Consider the following 21,171-nt stretch of genomic DNA (forward strand, 5'->3'; position numbering starts at 1 on the left):
CCACTCCGCGCAGCTGCGCTCCGTCGACGGGGAGCCCCGCCGCCTCGACGCGCGCGGTGACCGGGCCGCGGGCGCCGAAGCGGCCGCGGATGAGCCGGTCGAGCAGCTGGCTGCGGCCGATGCGACCCCACTCCTCGGCTCCGCCGTGCGTCAGGCGCCCGAACGAGAGGGCCAGCGCCCCCTGCTCGACGACGTTGAGCCGGCCGGCCGGATGCGGCGGGCCGGGCAGCGCGATGAGGTGACCCCAGCAGATTCCCCGCGCCTCGACGGGCACGATGAGCCAGTCCGGTTCCCCCGCGCCGCGGTGCGCGAGCCGGGAGCGCACCTCCCACCGGGTGAGGGTCTCCTCCTCGATCGCAGCGGGGACCGCCGCGACGACGACGTCGTGTGCGAGCGTCTCGAGGACGACGGGGGCGGACAGCACGTGACCGACCTGCGCGACGATGTCGTCGGCCGGGGCACCCCGCAGGGCGAGCGCCGTGAACCGCGACCGCACCTCCTCGCGGACCCGCAGCGCGGCCGACTGATCGTCGATGATCCGGCGGTGCACCGCCTCGGTGATCCCGACGAACTTCACCTCGTCGTGCAGGGCTACCAGCGCGAGACCGTTCGCGCGGGCGGCCGAGACGACTGCGGGTGGCACCGCGGCGTGGTGGGTCCCGAGCTCGAGGACGAGACACGAAAGCCCCGCACGAGCGAGCTCGACGACGAACTCGGCCAATCGCTCGGGGTCGTCGGGCCACGCCGACCCGGTCGACAGCAAGAGCTCCCCGCCGTTGAGCAGCCGGGCGACGCCCGGGCTGTCGGAGACGTGCACCCACCGCACGAAGGCATCCAGCGCCGGACCGCCGACGAGCACCTCGGGCCTACCCGACTGCAGCGCACCGAGGGCGAGCACCTCCCGCACCCGGGGCAGGCTGACGGCGCCGTCCGGACGTTCGGTCCGCTCCGGCATCCGATCGTCGTCGGTGTCAGGCATCGATACTCGCCGTTCGGGTTCAGGGAGCACAGGTGGGCACAGCCTAACCGCTCCGGACGATCCGTCCGGATGACCGCCGCCGCGTCCCGACGCGGCTCTGCACCGAAGGAGACCCCGTGAGCACCACCCCCTGGACCCCCGCGAACATCATCGGCGGCGAGCGCCGGACGCCGTCGGGCGAGGTGCTCGACCTCGTGAGCCCGGTCACCGGCGAGGTCTACGGGCACATGGGCGTGTCGACGGCGGAGGACGTGGATGCCGCCTTCGCGGCGGCATCCGCTGCCTTCCCCGGCTGGCGCGGGACGACCCCCGCGAAGCGCCAGCTCGCCCTGTTCCGTCTCGCCGACGCCCTCGAGGAGCACGCGGAGGAGTTCGCCGACCTCGAGTCGCAGGACACCGGCAAGCCGCGCGCGACCCTCGTCGCGGATGAGATCGATCAGTCCGTCGATCAGCTGCGGTTCTTCGCGGGTGCGGCCCGCGACCTCGACGGACGGGCGGCGGCCGAGTACGCCGAGGGGTTCACCTCGTACGTGCGGCGCGAGCCGATCGGTGTCGTCGCCCAGGTGACGCCGTGGAACTATCCGCTGAACATGGCGATCTGGAAGATCGCCCCCGCGATCGCCGCCGGCAACACCGTCGTGCTCAAGCCGAGCGAGACGACGCCGCAGACCACCGTCCGGCTCGCTGAAATCGCGGCGGGCATCCTGCCGCCCGGCGTGCTCAACGTCGTCCTCGGCGACCGGGCCACCGGCGCGGCCCTCGTCGACCACCCGACGCCGCAGCTGGTGGCCATCACCGGCTCGGTCCGCGCGGGCATGCAGGTCGCCGAGAGCGCTGCCCGTCAGCTGAAGCGCGTGCATCTCGAGCTCGGCGGCAAGGCGCCCGCGCTCGTCTTCGCCGACGCCGAACTCGACGCGGCTGTCCCGGGGATCGTCGAGGCCGCGTTCTTCAACGCCGGCCAGGACTGCACCGCGGCGACCCGCGTGCTCGTGCACGCCTCGCGTCACGACGAGCTCGTCGATCGGCTCGTCGCCCACGCGGCGGCGCACGCCCGCACGGGCACCCCCGACGACCCCGACGCGTTCTTCGGACCGCTCAACAACGGGGACCAGCTCGCCCGCGTCGAGGGGTTCATCAAGCGGCTGCCCCCGCACGCGCGCGTCGCGACGGGCGGCTCCCGGCAGGGCGACACGGGGTTCTTCTTCCCCGCGACGATCGTCACCGGGGTGCGGCAGGACGACGAGATCGTGCAGCAGGAGGTGTTCGGCCCGGTCCTGACAGTGCAGGCGTTCGAGACCGAGGCCGAGGCGCTCGCGCTCGCCAACGGGGTGCCCTACGCCCTCGCCGCATCCGTCTGGACCACCGACCACGCGCGGGCGCTGCGGTTCAGCCGCGACCTCGACTTCGGCTGCGTCTGGATCAATGCGCACATCCCGTTCGTGTCGGACATGCCTCACGGCGGGTTCAAGCACTCCGGCTACGGCAAGGATCTCTCGGTCTACGGCTTCGAGGACTACACGCGCCTCAAGCACGTCATGGCGAGCCTCGCGTGACCACCGTCTCGCACTGGTGGCGTGACCACGGCGCCGAGCCGGCGCGCGCACCGCTGCCCGGGGACCTCGACGTCGACGTCGCGATCGTCGGCGCGGGCTACACGGGGCTGTGGACCGCGTACTACCTCACCGAGCGCCGTCCCGACCTGCGCATCGCGGTGATCGAGCGTCGCTTCGCCGGGTTCGGGGCATCGGGGCGCAACGGCGGGTGGCTGACGAACTCGGTGACGGGCGGGCGCGAGCGGTACGGACGCGACGGCGGCATCCGCCAGCAGCGCGCCATGAACGACACCGTCGACGAGGTGATCCGGGTCGCGACGGCCGAGGGCATCGACGCCGACGTCCGCGCGGGCGGAGAGCTGACGATCGCCCGCAGCCCCGCGCAGCTCGCGCGCCTCGACGCGATGTTCGCGTCCGAGTCGGCCTGGCCGGGCACCGACGTGGAACGGTGGGATGCCGCGCGGACCGCCGAGCACGTGCGGGTCGCGGGCACGCTCGGCGCGGTGTGGCATCCGCACTGCGCCCGCATCCATCCCGTGAAGCTGCTGACCGGGCTGGCCACCGCGGTCGAGCGCCGCGGTGTGTCGATCTTCGAGGACACAGCCGTCGCCGAGATCCTGCCCGGTCGAGCCGTGACCGACCGCGGCACGGTGCGGGCGTCGGCCGTCATCCGCGCGACCGAGGGGTTCACGACCGACCTGCGGGGCGAGCGCCGCACGTGGCTGCCGATGAACTCGTCGATGATCGTCACGGCCCCACTGCCGGAGGAGGCGTGGGAGCAGATCGGGTGGACGGATGCCGCGACCCTCGGCGACGCCGCGCACGTCTACATGTACGCGCAGCGCACCGCCGACGGCCGGATCGCGTTCGGCGGCCGCGGCGTCCCGTACCGGTTCGGGTCGCGGATCGACACGGACGGGGCGACACCGGCGTCGACCGTGACCGCATTGACGGAACTGCTGCGACGGTTCTTCCCGGCGGCATCCGGGGTCCCCGTCGAGGACGCCTGGTCGGGCGTGCTCGGTGTGCCGCGCGACTGGGCGGCGACCGTGGGTTTCGACCGTGCGAGCGGCCTGGGGTGGGCGGGCGGCTACGTCGGGACCGGTGTCGCGACCACGAATCTCGCCGGTCGCACGCTCGCCGACCTCGTGCTCGGCGAGCAGTCCGACCTCGTGTCGCTGCCCTGGGTCGGGCACCGTGCACGCCGGTGGGAGCCCGAGCCGCTGCGCTGGCTGGCCGTCCGCGGGATCTACGGCGCCTACCGGTTCGCCGACGCGCACGAGGACCGCGGCGGCGGCACCTCGCCCGTCGCCCGCATCGCCGACCTCATCGCCGGTCGGTGAGGCGCCGACGACAGTGGGAGGTTTACCTCGTTCCTCTCCCGGGGCACAATGGGCCGTTCATGTGATCCTGCAGGAGGTACCTTGAGCACGCCGACGCACATCTTCCAGGAGCACGGTTCGAGCAGGTTCCCCCTGATCGACAATCTGCGGCCTTTCGAGGAGCAGATCCGGTTCACCCTGACGCAGATGGACGGCACCTCCTTTTGGGCACTCAGCCTCTGGCGGGCGCCCGAAGGTGCGAACCTCCGGGCGAGCTTGCCTCCGGCGGAGAACTACATCCAGTGCGCGGGCGACGCGGCGGGCGTGACGGTCGAAGTCCGCTCCGTAGACACGTTCGGCGCGGCGCACCAGTGCACCGTCGGCACACCCGCCACGGGACTCCCGTCGGAGCCGACGGAGACGATTCGATGGGACAGCGGCCGGCACAGCACGCGGGTCTTCACGAAGGAGGTCTTCACCCTCGACGAGGCAGCAGACCTGTTCATCGCCTACTACCGCGACGATCGCGTGCCCGCCGAGTCCACCCTGCGTGAGCTCGGCGGTGCCTGACCCCGACCCGCAGCTCGACCGGCTGGGAGTTCTGTGATGACGCCGACGCACATCGTGCAGCTCAACGGGTTCGCGCGCTCTCCCCTGGTGGACGTGGCCCGTCCGTACGAGGACCAGATCCGGTTCTCCGTCCGGCGGATGGATGGCGCGAAGCTGTGGGCGTACAGCCTCTGGCGTTCACCGGACGGGGCCGACCTGTTGGCGGAGATTCCGTTCTCCGACGAGTACATCCAGTGCGCCGGGGATGCCGAGGGGGTGACCGTCGAGGTGCGCGTGGTCGACGAGGCAGGCACCGCCCACCAGTGCACCGTCGGCAAGCCGACCGGCGGCAGCGAGTCGGAGCCGACCGAGACGATCCGCTGGGACGAGGGACGACACAGCACGAAGGTGCACCCGCACGAGGTCTTCAGCCTCGACGAGGCCGCCGACCTCTTCGTCGCGTACTACCGCGACAACCACGTGCCCTCCCACCACACCCTGCGCGAGATCTGATCGTCGCCGAGCCGACGCCACCGGCATCCATCGCCACCCGATGACCGCCGTTCCTGTCGGGTCGAGGCGTCGCAGATGGTCGCGTGGCGGGCGGAGGGGCGACCATCTGCGACGTCTCGCGAGCGCGGCGGAATGGGGCCTTCTCCCCATCGCCGTCGCGGAGGCCGCTCGCTACTGTCGACGGCGGAGGTGGTACCCGTGGGGATGATGTTGCCGAATGAGCTGATCTGGATCATGGACAAGATGGGGCTGGAATGGCCCGACATCGACGAGGACGAGGTCCACAAGGCGGCTGACCTCGTGCGCGGCTATCGCGACGACATGGAGTCGATCATCCAGGCCGTCGACAGCCGCGTGAACGGCGACCTGGCCACGGCGCTGCAGGGCAACGCGGGCACGGCGCAGGTCGAGGGGTGGAACCGCAACCGTTCCGACAACATGCAGAAGCTGCTCGACGTGCTCGGCCCCGCCGCGACGGGCATCGACATCGCGGGCGGCATCGTCCTCGCGATGAAGATCAAGGTCATCGCCGAGGTGACCCTGACGCTCGTGCAGCTCGTCCCCCTGCTCGCCGCGGGTCCCTTCGGCGCCGGCGGCGCAGCGGTGCTGCTGCTCGCGCGCAAGAAGCTGCTCGCCATGGCGATGGAGGCGACGATCGAGCAGGTCATCAACGAGGTGCTGCCCCTCGCCGTCGAGCCGCTCGTCGAGCAGGTCCCGGTGATCGTCATGGCCCTCATGGACGCGCCCGTCGTGGAGGGCGCCGTCGGAGACGTGGACGAGTTCGAGGCCGACATCGAGGCGCTCGAGGCGGCCGCCGACGAGATGGACGCGCAGGCCGTCGACATCGAGGACCGCACCGATCGGCTGCTCGCGGACCTGGCCAACCTGCAGATCTCGGGAGACTGACATGACGATGAAGAGCCTCATGCGCGAGATCGTCGACGCCGTCGACGGCGCCGGCCGCGAGTTCAAGAAAGGGTTCGGGAGCGCGTTCCGCAAGCGCGGCGGCAAGCACCGCGCCGACGCCGCCCGCATCCGCGGCACGGACCGGCGCAACGCCGCGGACGCGGGGAAGCACCGGCGCGATTCCCCCGTTACCAGCCATGCCAAGAAGTACGACATGCTCACGGACGTCACCCGCGGTTTGGAACAGCTCGGCCGCACCGGACGCCACGCCGCGCCGGACTACAGCGTCGCGAACGACCTCGGGACCTCGATCGGCAAGGCGGTGCGCGAGACCCCCGGCGAGGTGGGCAAGGAGGTGCTCGGCACGCCGAAGAAGATCCCCGGTCAGATCGTCGAGGAGCTGTACGAGGACGCCATCGGGCAGGACAACCCGGATGCCTACGGGCAGACCAGCAGTGGGGACATGGAGTTCCTTGCCCCCGCCGGCGAGGCGGCCGAGCTGCGCCGCCTGAGCCGGGACGCCCTCGAGCAGCGCTTCGACCTCCCGCTCGGCACGCTCGACGGCGCGACGTTCGAGGTCCGCCTCGTCCCCGGCACGAACTTCGTCACCCTCGACATCTCGCGCCCCGACAGCTGACGCCGACCTCGAGCCGACGCCACCGGCATCCGTTCACGGCGGATGACCGCCGTTCCCGTCGGCTCGAGGCGTCGCAGATGGTCGCCGGCGGGTGCGGCGGGGCGACCATCTGCGACGTCTCGGCGGCGAGTCAGCGGTGCAGCGCGCCGGGCGCGACGCCGAGCAGCGCGGCGAGCGCGCGGCGGGTGAGGTCGGTGCGAGACGGATCGTCGCGCCAGCGGACGAGGCCGTGAGCTCCGAGGCCGTCGATCATCGCGAGCAGGTGCCAGGCGACGGCATCCGCATCGACCTCCGCGAACTCGCCCCGCCCGGTTCCGCGCACGATCTCGGCGGCGAGCGCCCGCTGCCACGCGTCCATCTCGGCGCGCACACGTGCGGCGAGCGCCTCGTTGCGGGCGCCGAGCGCCCAGCCCTGGACCCAGACGAGCGTGACGGCGCTCGGCTCGTCGCCGAGGACGGTGTCGAGCAGGATGCCGAGCCGCGCCGTCGCGGCATCCGTCACCCTCATCGCGCCCACGACGGCGCGCAGCTCGTCCGCGACGACGGCGCCGAACGCCTCGGCGACGAGCGCGTCCATGCCGTCCGCGTGGTGGGCGACGAGGCCGGGCGCGACGCCGACGCGCGCGGCGACGGCGCGCAGCGTGACGGCATCGAGACCGTCGGCGAGCGCGATCCCGCGCGCCGCGGCCGCGATCTCATCGCGGCGTTCGGCGGGGGTCTTGCGCCGCCGGCGGACGGTTGACGTCTGCGTCATGGACTCGATACCCTCCCCTTGTTGATCAAACGATCAATAAGCTACCCGACACCCCAGGGAGACGCCATGGCCTGGCGGATGCCGAGCGAGACCGCCCCGCACGAGCGCACGTGGATGGCCTTCCCCCGCGAGGGCCTCACCCTCGGCGACACCGACGCCGAACGCGAAGAGGGGTACGCCACCTGGGCCGCCGTCGCGGCCGCCGTCGCGCGGTTCGAGCCGCTCACGATGGTCGTCGATCCGACCGAGACGGCGCGCGCACGCCGCATGCTCCCCGGCGAGGTGACGCTGCTCGAGGCCCCCGTCGACGAGTATTGGATGCGGGACCACGGCCCCACCTTCGTCGTCGACGACGAGCGCCCCGGCGTCCTCGGCGCGGTCGACTGGATCTTCAACGGCTGGGGCGCGCCCGACTGGGCGCAGTGGCAGGATTCCGCGGCGCACGCGCGCCTGATCGCCGCCGAGGTAGGGGCCGAGCTCGTCTCGTCCGTCCTCGTGAACGAGGGCGGCGGCATCCACGTCGACGGCGAGGGCACGGTGCTGCTCACCGAGACCGTGCAGCTCGATCCCCGCCGCAACCCGTTCGCCGACCGGGCGCGCGTCGAGGCCGAGATGGCCCGCACGCTCGGCGCGACGCGCGCCGTGTGGCTGAGCCGCGGCCTGACCCGCGACTACGACGACTTCGGCACGAACGGGCACGTCGACATCGTGGCGACGATCCCCTCGCCCGGCCGCATCCTGCTCCACGATCAGCGAGACCCGGCGCACCCCGATCACGCGGTGACCGCGCAGCTGCGCACCGAGCTCGAGGGCCAGACGGATGCCGCCGGTCGCCGCTTCGAGATCGTGTCGCTCCCCGCCCCCGAGACCCTGACCGACGCCCACGGCCCGGTCGACTGGAGCTACGTGAACCACCTCGTGGTGAACGGCGGCGTGATCGCGTGCGGCTTCGGCGAGGAGAAGGCCGACGCGCAGGCCCGCGCGATCCTGGCCGAGGCGTACCCGGGCCGCGAGGTCGTCACGGTCGACGCACGCCCCCTGTTCGCCCGGGGCGGCGGCATCCACTGCATCACGCAGCAGCAGCCGGCGGTGACGGCATGATCGACGTCGTCGAGGCGCCGATCGCCGACCTGCGCGCCGCCCTCGAGTCCGGAGAAGCCACGGCGGTCGAGCTCGTCGACGCCTACCTCGCGCGCATCGACGCGTATGACGGGCCCGACACCGAGACGGCGTTGAACGCCGTCGTGGTCCGCAACCCCGACGCGCGGGCCGAGGCCGCGGCATCCGATGCGCGTCGCGCCCGCGGCGAGACCCTCGGACCCCTCGACGGCATCCCCTACACGGCGAAGGACAGCTACCTCGTGCGCGGGCTGACCGCCGCTGCCGGATCGCCCGCCTTCGCGGACCTCGTCGCGCAGCGCGACGCGTTCACGATCGAGCGCCTGCGTGCGGGCGGCGCGATCTGCCTCGGCCTCACGAACATGCCGCCGATGGCGAACGGCGGCATGCAGCGCGGCGTGTACGGCCGCGCCGAGAGTCCGTACAACGCCGAGTGGCTGACCGCGCCGTTCGCGTCCGGCTCGTCGAACGGGTCGGGCACGGCGACCGCCGCGAGCTTCGCCGCGTTCGGCCTCGGCGAAGAGACCTGGTCGTCGGGTCGCGGCCCCGCGTCGAACAACGCGCTCTGCGCCTACACGCCCTCGCGCGGTGTCATCTCGGTGCGCGGCAACTGGCCGCTCGTCCCGACGATGGACGTCGTCGTCCCGCACACCCGCACCATGGCCGACCTGCTCGAGGTGCTCGACGTCATCGTCGCCGACGACACCGAGACCCGCGGCGATTTCTGGCGCGCGCAGCCGTGGGTGACCCTCCCCGCGGCGTCGCAGGTGCGGCCCGCGTCCTATCCCGCGCTCGCGGAGGGCGCCTCGCTCGCCGGGGTGCGTCTCGGCATCCCCCGCATGTACATCGGTGAGGACCCGGATGCCGGGACCGGCACCGGCATCGGCGGTCCGACGGGTCAGCGGATCGAGACCCGCCCGTCGATCCTCGCGCTGTGGCGCGCGGCCCGCGCCGACCTCGAGGCCGCGGGCGCGACCGTCGTCGAGGTCGACTTCCCCGTCGTGAGCGAGTACGAGGGCGACCGCGCGGGTGCCTCGACCATCCGCGACCGCGTCCCCGAGGGGTATCTGCAGCGCGAGATCGTCGACCTGTCGGCGTGGGCGTGGGACGACTTCCTCGCCGCCAACGGCGACCCCGCGCTCTCGACCCTCGCCGACGTCGACGGCGCCGCGATCTTCCCCCACCCGCCGGGTGCGCTCCCCGACCGCTACACCGGCTTCGACGACGACATCGCCGAATACCCCGACTGGGTGCGCGCGCATCCGGGCGCCGGGCTGGGCGACATGCCCGAGCTCGAGGAGGGTCTGCGTGCCCTCGAACGCCTCCGCCGCACCGATCTCGAAGAGTGGATGGATGCCGCCGGCCTCGACGCCGTCGTCTTCCCCGCCGTCGCCGACGTGGGTCCCGCCGACATGGACGTGAATCCCGCCTCGGCCGACCTCGGCTGGCGCAACGGCATCTGGATCGCCAACGGCAACCTCGCGATCCGGCATCTCGGCATCCCGACCGTGACCGTGCCGATGGGCACGATGAGCGACACCCGGATGCCGGTGGGCCTCACGATCGCGGGCCGCGCCTACGACGACACCGCGCTGCTGCGCCTGGGCGTAGCCTTCGAACGTCTGGGCACCCGCCGGACCCGACCGCCGCGCACACCCGCGCTCCCCCGCACGACCTCGGAGAACCGATGACCCAGCCCGCCCGTATGCACGACGTGACCGACGAGACCCGTCAGATCGTCGACCTCGTCCTCGACTACTCGCGGCCGCGGCTGCTGACGGACGACAACCCGCTCGACAAGCCGTTGCCGCCCGCCGAGCTCGCCCGCCTGGCCGGCGTGACGATCACCGAGCAGGGCATCGGGGCGCGCAAGGCGCTCGGCGTCTTCGAGCACGTGCTCGCTCCCGCGTGCATCACGACCGACGACCCGCGGTACCTGTCGTTCATCCCGAGCGCGCCGTCGAAGGCGGCTGCTGCGTTCGACCTCGTCGTCTCGGCGAGCGCGCTCTACGGCGGCTCCTGGCTCGAGGGCGCGGGCGCCGTCCACGCCGAGAACGAGGTGCTCCGGTGGCTCGCCGGCGAGTTCGGACTGCCCGCGACGGCCGGCGGCGTCTTCGTGCAGGGCGGCACCCTCGGCAACCTGTCGGCGCTCGTGGCCGCACGCGAGACCGCGCGGGACCGCGGAATCCGTCCGGACCGCTGGCGCGTCGTCTGCTCGGCCGAGGCGCACTCGTCGATCGCGTCGGCGGCCCGTGTGATGGACGTCGAGGTCGTGCCCGTGGCTCCGGATGCCGGGGGTGTGCTGCACGGCGACGCGGTGCGCGCCGCGCTCGAGGAGCACGGCGACAGCGTCTTCGCCGTCGTGGCGACCGCGGGCTCGACGAACTTCGGGATCGTCGACGACGTCGCCTCGGTCGCCGAGGTCACGCGCGAGCACGGGGTGTGGCTGCACGTCGACGGCGCCTACGGCCTCGCGGCTGCACTCTCACCCGAGGCCCGGCACTACTTTGCCGGCATCGAGCACGCCGACTCGCTCATCGTCGACCCGCACAAGTGGCTGTTCGCCCCGTTCGACGCGTGTGCGCTGCTGTACCGCGACCCCGAGCTCGGCCGCCGCGCGCACACGCAGCACGCGGAGTACCTCGACACCCTCACCGAGACGAGCGATTGGAGCCCCTCGGACTTCGCCGCGCACCTCACGCGACGGGCCCGCGGACTGCCGCTGTGGTTCTCGCTCGCCACCTACGGCGCCGAGGTCTACCGCGAGGCGATCACGTGCTCGATCTCGCTCGCCGAGCGCATCGCCGCCGAGATCGAGTCCCGCGAGGAGCTCGAACTCGTGCGTCGTCCGCAGCTGAGCGTCGTCGTCTTCGAGCGCCGCGGCTGGAGCAAGGAAGACTACACGGCCTGGTCGAACCGCCTGCTCGACGACCAGCACGCCTTCGTCACGCCCTCCAGCCACGCCGGCCGCACGAACGCCCGCTTCGCGATCCTCAACCCCCGCACGACGTTCGAGGACCTCGTCGGGATCCTGGACACCATGCGCTGACACGATGCGCTGACACCCGGCATCCGCCCACCACCCACATCGACGCACCGGAGGAACCCATGGCACCATCCGAGACCGACCTGCAGGCGATGGCCCGCGACCATCTGTGGCTGCACTTCGCGCGGCAATCGTCGATGACCGAGGGATCGGGCGTCCCCATCATCGTGAAGGGCGACGGCCACCACATCTGGGATGCGAGCGGCAAGAAGTACATCGACGGGCTCTCGGGGCTGTTCGTCGTCGCCGCCGGCCACGGCCGCACCCGCCTCGCGCAGGCGGCCGCCCGGCAGGCCGAGGAGCTCGCGTTCTTCCCGATCTGGTCGTACGCTCATCCGTCCGCGATCGAGCTCGCGGACCGACTCGCGCACCTCGCTCCCGGCGACCTCCACCGCGTCTTCTTCTCGACCGGCGGCGGCGAAGCGGTCGAGACGGCGTTCAAGCTGGCCAAGCAGTACTGGCGGCTGCAGGGCAAGCCCACGAAGCATAAGGTGATCTCGCGTTTCGTCGCCTACCACGGCACCCCGCAGGGCGCTCTCGCGATCACGGGTCTGCCGGGCATGAAGTCGATGTTCGAGCCGGTGACACCGGGCGGCTTCCGCGTGCCGAACACGAACTGGTACCGCGCGGCTGAGCAGGGCTTCACCGGCACGACCCCCGAGGAGTACGGGACCTGGGCGGCCGACCGCATCGAGGAGGCGATCCTGTTCGAGGGAGCCGACACTGTCGCGGCGGTCTTCCTCGAACCGGTGCAGAACTCGGGTGGATGCTTCCCGCCGCCGCCCGGCTACTTCGCGCGCGTCCGCGAGATCTGCGACCGGCACGACGTGCTGCTCGTCTCGGACGAGGTCATCTGCGCGTTCGGCCGCCTCGGCGAGTGGTTCGGCGCCGACCGCTACGGCTACCAGCCCGACATGATCACCTTCGCGAAGGCGGTCACGAGCGGGTACTCGCCGCTGGGCGGCACGATCATCAGCGACCGGATCCACGAGCCGTTCGCGCACGGGACGGCCTCGTTCCCGCACGGGTACACCTTCGGCGGGCACCCGGTGTCGACGGCGGTCGCGCTCGAGAACCTCGACATCTTCGAAGAGGAGGGGCTGCTGCAGAACGTGCGGGACAACTCACCGGCGTTCCGCACGTCGCTCGAGCGCTTGCTCGACCTGCCGATCGTCGGCGACGTCCGCGGCGACGGCTATTTCTTCGGCATCGAGCTCGTGAAGGACAAGGCGACGAAGGAGACCTTCGACGACGCCGAGTCCGAGCGACTGCTGCGCGGATTCCTCTCGAAGGCGCTGTTCGACGCCGGCCTCTACTGCCGCGCCGACGACCGCGGCGACCCCGTGATCCAGCTCGCGCCGCCCCTCACGATGGGGCCGACGGAGTTCGACGAGATCGAGGGGATCCTTCGCAGCGTGCTGACCGAGGCATCCGCGCGACTGTGACGCCGACCCGGCTCACGCGATGACGTTGCGTCGCGTGAGCTCGGGTTCGCGCGGCGGCACGAGCCAGTTGACGGCCGCGATCCCCAGCGGCAGCGCGACGGCGAGCGCCCCGAGCAGCCACCACGGGATGTCGGCGAGGTCCATCGGCTCCCAGGACGTCTGCGACTGCAGCCAGAACCCGATCGGTGGGAGGATGCCGGCGGCGGCCCCCGCGAACGTGCCGAACCCGGCGATCACGAGCCCCTGCCACAGGCCGATGCGACGACGGAGTCCCGGCGTGCCGCCCACGGCGGCGAGGGTCGCGTCGTCGGGCCGACGCTCGAACCGCGCGAGCCCGAGCGCGACGGCGCTCGCGCCGAGCACGAGGACCGCGACGGCTGCGAGCAGCGGGACGAGCCAGGCGGCGGGGCTCGGCGGGCCGGTCTCCACGGAGATGTAGACCGAGTGGTCGTCGGTCGTCAGGCTGTCCCCCAGCGCGTACGCCCGATCCCAGTTCCGATACGGGGAGTCCTCGGGCATCGCCGCGAACAGGGCCGTCGGCTCCAGGTTCAGGCCGAGCTCCCCAGCGGCAGACGGATGCAGCACAACGCTCAACGGCTGATCCGGCGCGTCGAGCGCGATCGCGGGGAGGGTCGTCCGCCACTGCGGCTCGGCGAACGCGGCATCGTTCGCCGGAGCGAAGATGTTGTCCGGCGCCTTGCCCGTCGCCCATTCCCGCTCGGTCCACGCGGCGACGTCGATGCGTCCATCGGTGATCAGGTCGCTGTCGGTGATCAGCGCAGCGCCCTGCTCGAACGCCCTCTTGTCGGCGGCGCTCAGTTCGACCCCCATCACGGTCGGAACGTCCGACGCGTCCATCACGGCGATGTTGTTGGTCGGATCGCCGAAGACTCCCGACCATCCCTGATCGGTGTCGTCCCCGCTGAGCAGGTTCCGCTGGGGAACCATGACGGTCGCCCGCACAGCGTCGCCGGGGATGTCCTCCTCGCCGCTCCAGTACAGCTGAAATTGGCGCTGCACGAGCGCGGTCGCCGTCGCCCCCGCCTGCTCGAAGGCGTCGCGGACGTCCTCGAACACGGCGAGCCGTACGGTCGGATCGAGCTGGTCCCCGTCCATGCTCGACACGTCAGCGGTCACGGTCCCGATCGGCGCGGAGTAGTCCCACGTCCGCACCTGCGTCCCGGCCGACATCATCCCGACCCCGACCGCGAACACGCCGACGAACACCGTGGCACCGATGGCCGCGAACGCCGGCACCGTCCGAGCGCCGTTCGCGACCGCATCTCGCGACGCCATCCGCGCCGCTATGCCGAACCGAGACAGCAGCCGTGAAGCCAGCCAGAGCAGCCACCGACCGGAGATGAGGATGCCCACCTGCGCCAGGACGGGCCCCGCGATGATGCCCACAACGGGGAGCCACCGGAAGGGCGAGTCCCAGGGGAGCATCGTGTCCGCAGCGACGGCCGCTGCCGCCACGCCGCAGAGGATCGTGACGACAACGCCGACGAGGATCAGCAGCGATCCCCACAGCGGCCGCGCAGCGTTCACCCGCTGGGGACGACGTGCTCCGCGAAGCGCGCTGATCGTGTCCGATCGCCCGACGGACCGGGCGGGCACGAATGCGGACGCCGTCCCGACGAGCGTCGAGAAGAGCAGGATGCCGATGAGCATGACCCAGGGCACATGGAAGCCCCAGAACTGCATCGCCGAGCCGTTGTCCGTCAGCCGCATCACGACGGCCGCCAATCCGACGCCGGCGGCGAGCCCCACGCCGCCGGCGACGAGACCGAGCACCGTCCCCTGGAGGAGGACGATTCTGCGCACGTCCCGCGTGTCGGCACCCACGCTGGCCGCGATAGCGAGCGCACGCTGCTGTCGCCGCGCACTCACCGCGAAGGCCGCTCCGGCGAGCATCACCACCATGTAGGCGGCCGCGAGGCCACCCGCGCCCAAGCCCGCTGCCAGGGCGAGCAGTCCTTGCTCTTCCGCTGTCGCCGCGGTGTACACCTGAGAACCGTCCGGCCAAGAGAACGCCGGTGGGTCGAGGACCACCTCGCGCGAGTAGACCCCGATGCCCTGCTCGTTCAACGTCCGGATCTCCGTCCACGACAGGGAGGTCTCGGGCAGGTACCAGGTCGCCCCCTCGAAGCGGTCCGCGTCCGGGAAGGCGACAGCGCTCTCGGTATCGGCGAGCTCCGCGGCATCGAAGGTGCCGACGATCCGAAGGACGTCATCCGAGTCGACCAGGCGCAGCTCTCCGCCCACCCGCGCCCCCACACGATCGAGTGTCGCGGTGGTCACCATGACCTCGCCGTCGCCGTTCGGCGCGTTCCCCGAGACCATGTCGAAACGACCCGTGAACCGAGGATCCCCGATGTCGCCCGCCCAGGCCCGGATCGCCGCGATCCCCGCGCTCGTCTGGACGCGCTCGCGTCCCTGCGACACCTCGATCGTCTCGGTCCCCGCGGGCAGCGCGGAGGTGGGGTCCGATAACGGTTCCCCCTCTGCCTCGGAGGTCCACTCCGGCCCTGTCCCGTACCCGTACGAGTACGGCTCGTCCGGCGCCTGCCAGAACCCCGCATCGGGGACGCCGATCGGCTCCACCCAGCCCTGCATCTCTCCGAGTTGCACCGCCACGCGCTCCGCCGGTGTCGCGATCATGCTCGCGACGTATACCGCGACCCCCGCCATCCCCGCGATCGGTAGCGCGATGAGCGTCATGATGAGCAGCGACGACACCCACGCGCGGCGCACCTGGCGCCGCGCGATGCGCACGGCGACGCGCACCCGCGCCGTGCGCGAAGGCTTCGGGCGCTCGACGCGACGGCGGGTGCCGGCATCCGCTCGGGGCCGGTCCTGCACGGCGGTCATCGCGCGTCCGACAGGAGCGCGTCGGCGCCGCGACGCTGCGACTGGTCGACGATGCGGCCGTCGCGCAGGAACACGATGCGGTCCGCCCACGCCGCGTGCCGTGGTTCATGGGTGACGAGGATGCCGGCGGCCCCCTGGTCGACGCGGCTGCGGATCATTTTCATGACCGCCTCCCCCGTGATCGAGTCGAGCGCACCGGTCGGCTCGTCGGCGAGGATCAGCCGGCGGCCGCCGACGACCGCACGGGCGATCGCGACGCGCTGCTGCTGCCCTCCCGACAGGTCGTCGGGATAGGAATCGAGCTTGTCCTCGAGACCGACCGAGGCGAGCGCATCCCGACCCGCACGGCGCGCCACCCGGGCTCGGAAGCCGTCGAGCTCGAGCGGCAGCGTCACGTTCTCGACGGCCGTGAGGGTCGGGATGAGATTGAAGTCCTGGAAGACGAATCCCAGGGAGCGCCGCCGGAGCTGCGCGAGATCGCGACGTGTCGCCGTCGAGAGGTACGTCCCCTCGACGACGACTTCGCCGCTGGTGGGCTTCTGCAACCCGCCCGCGATCGACAGGAGCGTGGATTTGCCCGAACCGGACGCTCCCATGATCGCGACGAGCTCCCCCTTGTCGACCGTCAGATCGACGCCCGACAGTGCCGAGACGCTCGTCTCGCCCTCGCCGTACTGCTGCGTGACCCCCACCAGCTGCAGGACGGCGGCGCTCACCGCACGACCGCCTCGGCGTTGCCCGCCTCGGATCTGGCAGGCCTCCCCCGCTTGGGGGTCTCGGTGGACAGCTCCAACCCCATCGTGTGATGAGGATGCCGCGCGAGCCGCTGCTCGGTGTGGTCGAGCCATCGCACCTCGGCCTCGGCGGAGAAGATCATCGAATCGACCACGAGCGACCACGCGAGTTCCTCGGGACCGTCGGGGTTCGCGCCCGCATACTTGGCGCGGTTCAGTTCCTGCAGCTGCCGCAGCGACGCGGAGCGCTGCCGCTGGATCACGGCGGCCAGGTCGACCCCCGGCAGGGTGGCGGCGACGGCGAGCTTGATCGCCAGCTCGTCACGGGTGCCCTGCGAGCGCTCCACGGGAGCGTCGAGCCACGCGCGGACCTCGGCGGATCCGGCATCCGTGATCTGCCAGTACACGTGACCCTGCTCGTCGACGTCACCCTTCTCGACCAGGCCGTCGCGCTCGAGGCGGTCGAGGGTGTTGTAGATCTGACCCACGTTGAGGGGCCAGGTCGACCCGGTGCGGCGGTCGAACTCCGCCCGCAGCTGGTAGCCGTAGCAGGGACCCTGGTCCAGGATCGCCAACAGGCTCGAACGTACCGACATCGGGACTCCTCGCTGCATACCGGGTATGTGTTTTCTGAGTATATGCATACTCGGCAACGCCGCCGCAAGAACGCCGCGCCGTACGCTGGAGGAATGGCCGAGGACCGCGGCGCGGACGACGACCCCCGAGTGAGGGCCGCGCGATACCGCGTGGAGCAGGCCGCGCGAGAGCACGGCGACGAGCGGCCCACCGAACCCGAGCGCCACACGGGCACACCGACCGGCACCGAACGCGCGATGTACGTCGAGACCGCCGTCCAGCAGGCGATCCGCCGCGGCGACTTCGACGACCTGCCCGGCGCGGGCAAGCCCCTCGACGGGCTCGGCGGGTCGCACGACCCCGACTGGTGGATCAAGCGCAAGATCCAGACGGAGCAGCTGTCCGGGCTCGGACCGCCCGCCCTGCGGTTGCGCATCGAGCACGCCGAGTTCGAGCAGCGCGTCGACGTCTTCCACCGGGAGGAGGACGTCCGCGAGTACACCGCGGACTTCTCCCGCCGCGTGATCGAGGCGCGCCGTCAACTGCTCGGCGGACCGCCCGTCGTCACCCCGACACGCGACCCCGACGCGGAGGTCGCCGCGTGGCGCGCCCGGCGCGCGGCGCGGGCCGCGGCATCCGCTCCCCCGGTCGAGCCCGAGAAAACGCGCCGTCGCCGGTGGTGGCGGACCCGCTGACGCTCAGGCGATGCCGCCGCGCCACTCTGCGAGCAGCCGCGCGATCGTGCGGGTCTCGGCCCACGGGATCTCGGGCGCCCCGGTCCGCCCCTCGCGGAGGGCGCGGATCGTGGCATCCGCTTCCGCCGCCATCGGCTGCACGGTCGGCACCTCGATCTCCTCACGGGTGCCGTCCGTGCGGATCAGCGTCGCCGCCGCGGTGCTGTCGGTCCGGCTCCCCCACACGTTCGGGATCTCCAGGCTCGCCTCGCGCCCGACGACGCGGGTGAGGCGCGGCAGGTCGTGCACGATCGCGGTGCGGATGTTCGCCGACGCACCACCGAGATCGACGGATGCCGCCGCACTCTCGTCGACGCCGGTCTCACCGATCGTGCCGGCCACCGCCTGCACCTCGAGTCCGTCGAGGTCGTGCCCCGCCCACGCCGCGACGCCGACGACGAGCGACAACGGGTAGCACCCGACGTCGAGGATCGCGCCACCCGCCGTCGCCGGGTCGAACAGGCGTCCGGTGCGGCTGCCGGCGGCGAAGCCGAGCGAGGACTCGATCTCGACCAGGTCGCCGAGGGCTCGCCCGCCCACCAGCTCGCGGAGGCGGTCGGCGAACGGCCCGAAGCGGTACTTGAAGGCCTCGACGAGGGGCAGTCCGGCAGCGCGAGCGGCCGCGATCGCGGCATCCGTCTCGGCAGGATCGACGCCGAGCGGCTTCTCGCACAGCACGGCCTTGCCCGCGGCCAGCGCCTGCTGCACGAGGTCCGTGTGCGTCGTGTGCACCGTGCCGACGTAGACGGCGTCGATGTCGTCGCGGTCGAGGATGTCGTCGTACGTCCCCACCACGAGGGCGCCGTGCGCGGCGGCGAACTCCTCCGCCCGCGAGACGTCCCGCGCGCCGACCGCGTACAGCCGGCCGAGGTCGGAGTCGGGCAGCGCGTGCGCGAAGTCGCCGCTGATCGCGCCCGCACCGAGGATGGCCCATCGTGCGTGTGTCATCCGGCCACGCTATCGCCCGCGGGCGGACCGGATGCAGGTTCAGCGAGGCGAAGGTTTCCCCCTAGAGGCCCGATCGCATCGTTCTTCCTGCACCGGGCACGCGCCCGCGCCCCGCCGGCGTCAGGCCTGCAGCGCCTGCTCGATGTCGGCGAGCAGGTCGGCGGCGTCCTCGATGCCGACCGACAGCCGCACGACCTCCACGGGGACGGCTGCCTCGGTGCCGCGGACCGAGGCGTGGGTCATCGCGTCGGGGTAGTTGACGAGCGACTCGACGCCGCCGAGCGACTCGGCGAGCGTGAACAGCCGCAGCGACTCGGCGAACCGGCGCGCCGCCTCGCCCGACTCGAGCGCCAGCGAGACGATGCCGCCGAAGCCCGCCATCTGCCGCGATGCGAGCTCGTGCCCGGGGTGCGACGCGAGGCCCGGGTAGTAGACCCGCGCGACCCGGTCGTGTCCGTCGAGGAAGGATGCCACGGCGAGCCCGTTCTCGCTGTGCTGACGCATCCGCACGGCGAGCGTCTTGATGCCGCGCGTCGTCAGCCACGCGTCGAGGGGCCCCGACACGGCGCCGACGGCGAACTGCAGGAAGCCGATCTTCTCGGCGAGCTCGTCGTCGTTCAGCACGAGCGCACCGCCCACGACGTCGGAGTGACCGCCGAGGTACTTCGTCGTCGAGTGGACCACGACGTCGGCGCCGAACGACAGCGGGCGCTGCAGCGCGGGGGTCGCGAAGGTGTTGTCGACGACGACGAGCGCGCCGACGCCGTGGCCGATCTCGGCGAGGCCGGCGATGTCGGTGATGCGCAGCAGCGGGTTCGAGGGCGTCTCGACCCAGAGGATGCGGGGCGCCCGCTCGGTGACGGCGGCCCGGACCTTCTCGGGGTCGCTCATGTCGACGACGCGCAGCTTCACGCCCCAGTCGCCGAGGACGCGGGAGATGAGCCGGAACGTGCCGCCGTAGACGTCGTTGCCCAGCAGCACCTCGTCGCCGGGGCGCAGCACGGCGCGCAGCAGCGCGTCCTCGGCGGCGAGCCCCGAGGCGAACGACAGCGCGTGCGCGCCTCCCTCGATCGCGGCGAGCTGGGTCTGCAGGGCGGTACGGGTCGGGTTGCCGCTGCGGCCGTACTCGTAGCCGCCGCGGAGGCCGCCGATGCCGTCCTGCGCGTACGTCGTCGAGAAGTGGACGGGCGGGATGACGGCACCCGTCGCCTCGTCGGGCTTCTGACCTGCGTGGACGGCGAGGCTCGCGAAGCCGCGAGCGGAGGACTGTGCACTCATGCGAGGCTCCCGGTGGTGGTCTCGGTTTCGGTGTCGACGGTGAAGCCGTGGTCGGTCATCCAACCGTCGTCGTAGATCTTGCTGAGGTAGCCGCGACCGTGGTCGGGAAGGAGGACGACCATGACGGCATCCGCCGGCAGATCACGGGCGACACGCAGCGCGGCGACGACCGCCATCCCCGACGAGCCGCCGACGAGCAGCCCCTCCTCGCGGGCGAGGCGCCGGGTCATCGCGAACGACTCGGCGTCGCCCACCCTCTCGTAGCGGTCGACGACGGTCGGGTCGAAGGTCGCGGGCATGAAGTCCTCGCCGACCCCTTCGACGAGGTAGCCGTGGATGTCGCCGCCGGAGTAGATCGAGCCCTCCGGGTCGGCGCCGACCACGGTGACCGCTCCCGAGCTCGTCTCCTTGAGGAACCGCCCCGTCCCGCTGATGGTGCCGCCGGTGCCCACGCCCGCCACGAAGTGCGTGACGCGACCGTCGGTGTCGCGCCAGATCTCGGGGCCCGTGGTCTCGTAATGGCCGCGAGGACCGTTGAGGTTCGCGAACTGGTTGGGTTTGAAGGCGCCGGGGATCTCGGCGGCGAGCCGGTCCGACACGCTGTAGTAGGAGTCCGGATGCTCGGGCGGGACGCTCGTGGGCGTCATGACGATCTCGGCCCCGTACGCCTTCAGCACCGCGACCTTCTCGCCGGCGAACTTGTCGGGCACGACGAAGACCATGCGGTACCCGCGCTGCAGCGCGACGAGTGCGAGCCCCACACCGGTGTTGCCGCTCGTGGGCTCGACGATCGTGCCCCCGGGCTTCAGGTGCCCGTCGCGCTCGGCGGCGTCGATGATGTTCCGCGCGATGCGGTCCTTCGCCGAGCTGCCCGGGTTGAAGTACTCCACCTTGGCGAGGACCGTGGCGGCGAGGCCCTCGGTGACGGAGTTCAGACGGACGAGAGGGGTGTTGCCGACGAGGTCGGCGATGGAGCTGGCGTAACGCACGGGTTCTTCCTGACGGGATGCCGCGCTCACAGAGGCGCGGAAGCTGATGGGGTCGCGGGAGTCGCCGGGTAACCGGCGGTCAGCGACGACAACAGCGAAGGGTCAGCACCCGGCCATGGTACCGGACACCCGGCATCCGTGTCCGTCCGCTCTCGTCGTCATCCGGCGCAACAGGACGAAAGGTTCGGACACATGACCCTCCCCCCGTCCGCGTGATC

At 71.9% G+C, this 21,171-nt stretch carries 19 protein-coding genes; 11 read left to right on the top strand and 8 right to left on the bottom strand.

The features are described from left to right. Positions 1-979 (bottom strand): PucR family transcriptional regulator ligand-binding domain-containing protein (locus tag NH287_RS11015; protein WP_253035651.1); only part of this gene is annotated, 979 nt, incomplete at its 3' end. Positions 980-1,095: 116 nt separating this feature from the next. On the opposite strand from NH287_RS11015, the gene NH287_RS11020 reads away from it, so the two are divergent. The 6 genes from NH287_RS11020 to NH287_RS11045 all read left to right on the top strand — a co-directional run bounded on the left by NH287_RS11020 (position 1,096) and on the right by NH287_RS11045 (position 6,459). Continuing rightward, the gene (locus NH287_RS11020) at positions 1,096-2,532 is read left to right on the top strand and encodes an aminobutyraldehyde dehydrogenase (protein ID WP_308210408.1); all 1,437 of its coding nucleotides are present in this window, start codon (positions 1,096-1,098) and stop codon (positions 2,530-2,532) included. Beyond that, positions 2,529-3,875 (top strand): FAD-dependent oxidoreductase, encoded by a 1,347-nt coding sequence (locus NH287_RS11025; RefSeq protein ID WP_253035652.1) that lies wholly within the window; start codon positions 2,529-2,531, stop codon positions 3,873-3,875. Before NH287_RS11020 ends, NH287_RS11025 begins: the two co-directional genes overlap by 4 nt. A gap of 81 nt (positions 3,876-3,956) precedes the next feature. After that, entirely contained in the window at positions 3,957-4,424 is a 468-nt protein-coding gene (locus NH287_RS11030; RefSeq protein ID WP_253035653.1) for a hypothetical protein, read from the top strand. A 36-nt stretch (positions 4,425-4,460) separates the two neighbouring features. Continuing rightward, entirely contained in the window at positions 4,461-4,916 is a 456-nt protein-coding gene (locus tag NH287_RS11035) for a hypothetical protein (protein WP_253035654.1), read from the top strand. 204 nt (positions 4,917-5,120) lie between these two features. Further along, on the top strand, positions 5,121-5,822 hold the full coding sequence (locus NH287_RS11040; protein ID WP_253035655.1) for a hypothetical protein: 702 nt from the start codon (positions 5,121-5,123) through the stop codon (positions 5,820-5,822). A 1-nt stretch (position 5,823) separates the two neighbouring features. After that, the gene (locus tag NH287_RS11045; protein ID WP_253035656.1) at positions 5,824-6,459 is read left to right on the top strand and encodes a hypothetical protein; all 636 of its coding nucleotides are present in this window, start codon (positions 5,824-5,826) and stop codon (positions 6,457-6,459) included. 130 nt (positions 6,460-6,589) lie between these two features. Here the strand turns inward: NH287_RS11045 and NH287_RS11050 are convergent, their stop codons facing one another. Further along, the gene (locus NH287_RS11050; protein ID WP_253035657.1) at positions 6,590-7,213 is read right to left on the bottom strand and encodes a TetR/AcrR family transcriptional regulator; all 624 of its coding nucleotides are present in this window, start codon (positions 7,211-7,213) and stop codon (positions 6,590-6,592) included. Positions 7,214-7,279: 66 nt separating this feature from the next. Between NH287_RS11050 and NH287_RS11055 the strand changes: the two genes are divergently transcribed. Genes NH287_RS11055 through NH287_RS11070 form a run of 4 tightly spaced genes read left to right on the top strand, consistent with a single transcriptional unit; the run spans position 7,280 to position 12,823 of the window. Beyond that, on the top strand, positions 7,280-8,314 hold the full coding sequence (locus tag NH287_RS11055; RefSeq protein WP_253035658.1) for an agmatine/peptidylarginine deiminase: 1,035 nt from the start codon (positions 7,280-7,282) through the stop codon (positions 8,312-8,314). Further along, positions 8,311-10,023 (top strand): amidase, encoded by a 1,713-nt coding sequence (locus NH287_RS11060; protein WP_253035659.1) that lies wholly within the window; start codon positions 8,311-8,313, stop codon positions 10,021-10,023. Before NH287_RS11055 ends, NH287_RS11060 begins: the two co-directional genes overlap by 4 nt. Continuing rightward, a complete protein-coding gene (locus NH287_RS11065) occupies positions 10,020-11,381 on the top strand; it encodes an aminotransferase class V-fold PLP-dependent enzyme (RefSeq protein WP_253035660.1) in 1,362 nt (453 codons plus the stop codon). Before NH287_RS11060 ends, NH287_RS11065 begins: the two co-directional genes overlap by 4 nt. 59 nt (positions 11,382-11,440) lie before the next feature. Continuing rightward, on the top strand, positions 11,441-12,823 hold the full coding sequence (locus NH287_RS11070) for an aspartate aminotransferase family protein (RefSeq protein WP_253035661.1): 1,383 nt from the start codon (positions 11,441-11,443) through the stop codon (positions 12,821-12,823). A gap of 12 nt (positions 12,824-12,835) precedes the next feature. Here NH287_RS11070 and NH287_RS11075 read toward each other — a convergent pair whose 3' ends face one another. From NH287_RS11075 to NH287_RS11085, 3 genes are read right to left on the bottom strand one after another with little or no spacing between them, the layout of a single operon-like run. Next, positions 12,836-15,694, bottom strand: a complete 2,859-nt coding sequence (locus tag NH287_RS11075; RefSeq protein WP_253035662.1) for an FtsX-like permease family protein — start codon at positions 15,692-15,694, stop codon at positions 12,836-12,838. Beyond that, positions 15,691-16,410 (bottom strand): ABC transporter ATP-binding protein, encoded by a 720-nt coding sequence (locus NH287_RS11080; RefSeq protein ID WP_253035663.1) that lies wholly within the window; start codon positions 16,408-16,410, stop codon positions 15,691-15,693. The genes NH287_RS11075 and NH287_RS11080 overlap by 4 nt, the downstream gene beginning before the upstream one ends. Further along, entirely contained in the window at positions 16,407-17,024 is a 618-nt protein-coding gene (locus tag NH287_RS11085) for a PadR family transcriptional regulator (protein ID WP_253035664.1), read from the bottom strand. Before NH287_RS11085 ends, NH287_RS11080 begins: the two co-directional genes overlap by 4 nt. Before the next feature lie 93 nt (positions 17,025-17,117). On the opposite strand from NH287_RS11085, the gene NH287_RS11090 reads away from it, so the two are divergent. After that, complete coding sequence (locus NH287_RS11090; protein WP_253035665.1) at positions 17,118-17,699, top strand: DUF1992 domain-containing protein; 582 nt, start codon at positions 17,118-17,120, stop codon at positions 17,697-17,699. A gap of 3 nt (positions 17,700-17,702) precedes the next feature. Here NH287_RS11090 and NH287_RS11095 read toward each other — a convergent pair whose 3' ends face one another. From NH287_RS11095 to NH287_RS11105, 3 genes are all read right to left on the bottom strand, one after another. Continuing rightward, positions 17,703-18,686 carry a Gfo/Idh/MocA family protein gene (locus NH287_RS11095; RefSeq protein ID WP_253035666.1) on the bottom strand — a complete coding sequence of 328 codons (984 nt, stop codon included), beginning with the start codon at positions 18,684-18,686 and terminating at the stop codon, positions 17,703-17,705. Between the two features lie 120 nt (positions 18,687-18,806). Further along, on the bottom strand, positions 18,807-19,964 hold the full coding sequence (locus NH287_RS11100) for a cystathionine gamma-synthase (protein WP_253035667.1): 1,158 nt from the start codon (positions 19,962-19,964) through the stop codon (positions 18,807-18,809). After that, a complete protein-coding gene (locus NH287_RS11105) occupies positions 19,961-20,953 on the bottom strand; it encodes a pyridoxal-phosphate dependent enzyme (RefSeq protein ID WP_253035668.1) in 993 nt (330 codons plus the stop codon). Before NH287_RS11105 ends, NH287_RS11100 begins: the two co-directional genes overlap by 4 nt. Positions 20,954-21,171 lie beyond the last annotated feature (218 nt).

Source organism: Microbacterium sp. CnD16-F (assembly GCF_024124465.1).
Classification (GTDB): domain Bacteria; phylum Actinomycetota; class Actinomycetes; order Actinomycetales; family Microbacteriaceae; genus Microbacterium; species Microbacterium gawkjiense.

What these genes read in the sequence shown, in the direction of transcription:
- NH287_RS11065 (WP_253035660.1), top strand. Translation starts at nt 10,020, where the DNA reads ATGACCCAGCCCGCCCGTATGCACGACGTGACCGACGAGACCCGTCAG.
- NH287_RS11095 (WP_253035666.1), bottom strand. Translation starts at nt 18,686, where the DNA reads ATGACACACGCACGATGGGCCATCCTCGGTGCGGGCGCGATCAGCGGC.
- NH287_RS11055 (WP_253035658.1), top strand. Translation starts at nt 7,280, where the DNA reads ATGGCCTGGCGGATGCCGAGCGAGACCGCCCCGCACGAGCGCACGTGG.
- NH287_RS11035 (WP_253035654.1), top strand. Translation starts at nt 4,461, where the DNA reads ATGACGCCGACGCACATCGTGCAGCTCAACGGGTTCGCGCGCTCTCCC.
- NH287_RS11050 (WP_253035657.1), bottom strand. Translation starts at nt 7,213, where the DNA reads ATGACGCAGACGTCAACCGTCCGCCGGCGGCGCAAGACCCCCGCCGAA.
- NH287_RS11070 (WP_253035661.1), top strand. Translation starts at nt 11,441, where the DNA reads ATGGCACCATCCGAGACCGACCTGCAGGCGATGGCCCGCGACCATCTG.
- NH287_RS11090 (WP_253035665.1), top strand. Translation starts at nt 17,118, where the DNA reads ATGGCCGAGGACCGCGGCGCGGACGACGACCCCCGAGTGAGGGCCGCG.
- NH287_RS11045 (WP_253035656.1), top strand. Translation starts at nt 5,824, where the DNA reads ATGACGATGAAGAGCCTCATGCGCGAGATCGTCGACGCCGTCGACGGC.
- NH287_RS11075 (WP_253035662.1), bottom strand. Translation starts at nt 15,694, where the DNA reads ATGACCGCCGTGCAGGACCGGCCCCGAGCGGATGCCGGCACCCGCCGT.
- NH287_RS11060 (WP_253035659.1), top strand. Translation starts at nt 8,311, where the DNA reads ATGATCGACGTCGTCGAGGCGCCGATCGCCGACCTGCGCGCCGCCCTC.
- NH287_RS11040 (WP_253035655.1), top strand. Translation starts at nt 5,121, where the DNA reads ATGATGTTGCCGAATGAGCTGATCTGGATCATGGACAAGATGGGGCTG.
- NH287_RS11085 (WP_253035664.1), bottom strand. Translation starts at nt 17,024, where the DNA reads ATGTCGGTACGTTCGAGCCTGTTGGCGATCCTGGACCAGGGTCCCTGC.
- NH287_RS11100 (WP_253035667.1), bottom strand. Translation starts at nt 19,964, where the DNA reads ATGAGTGCACAGTCCTCCGCTCGCGGCTTCGCGAGCCTCGCCGTCCAC.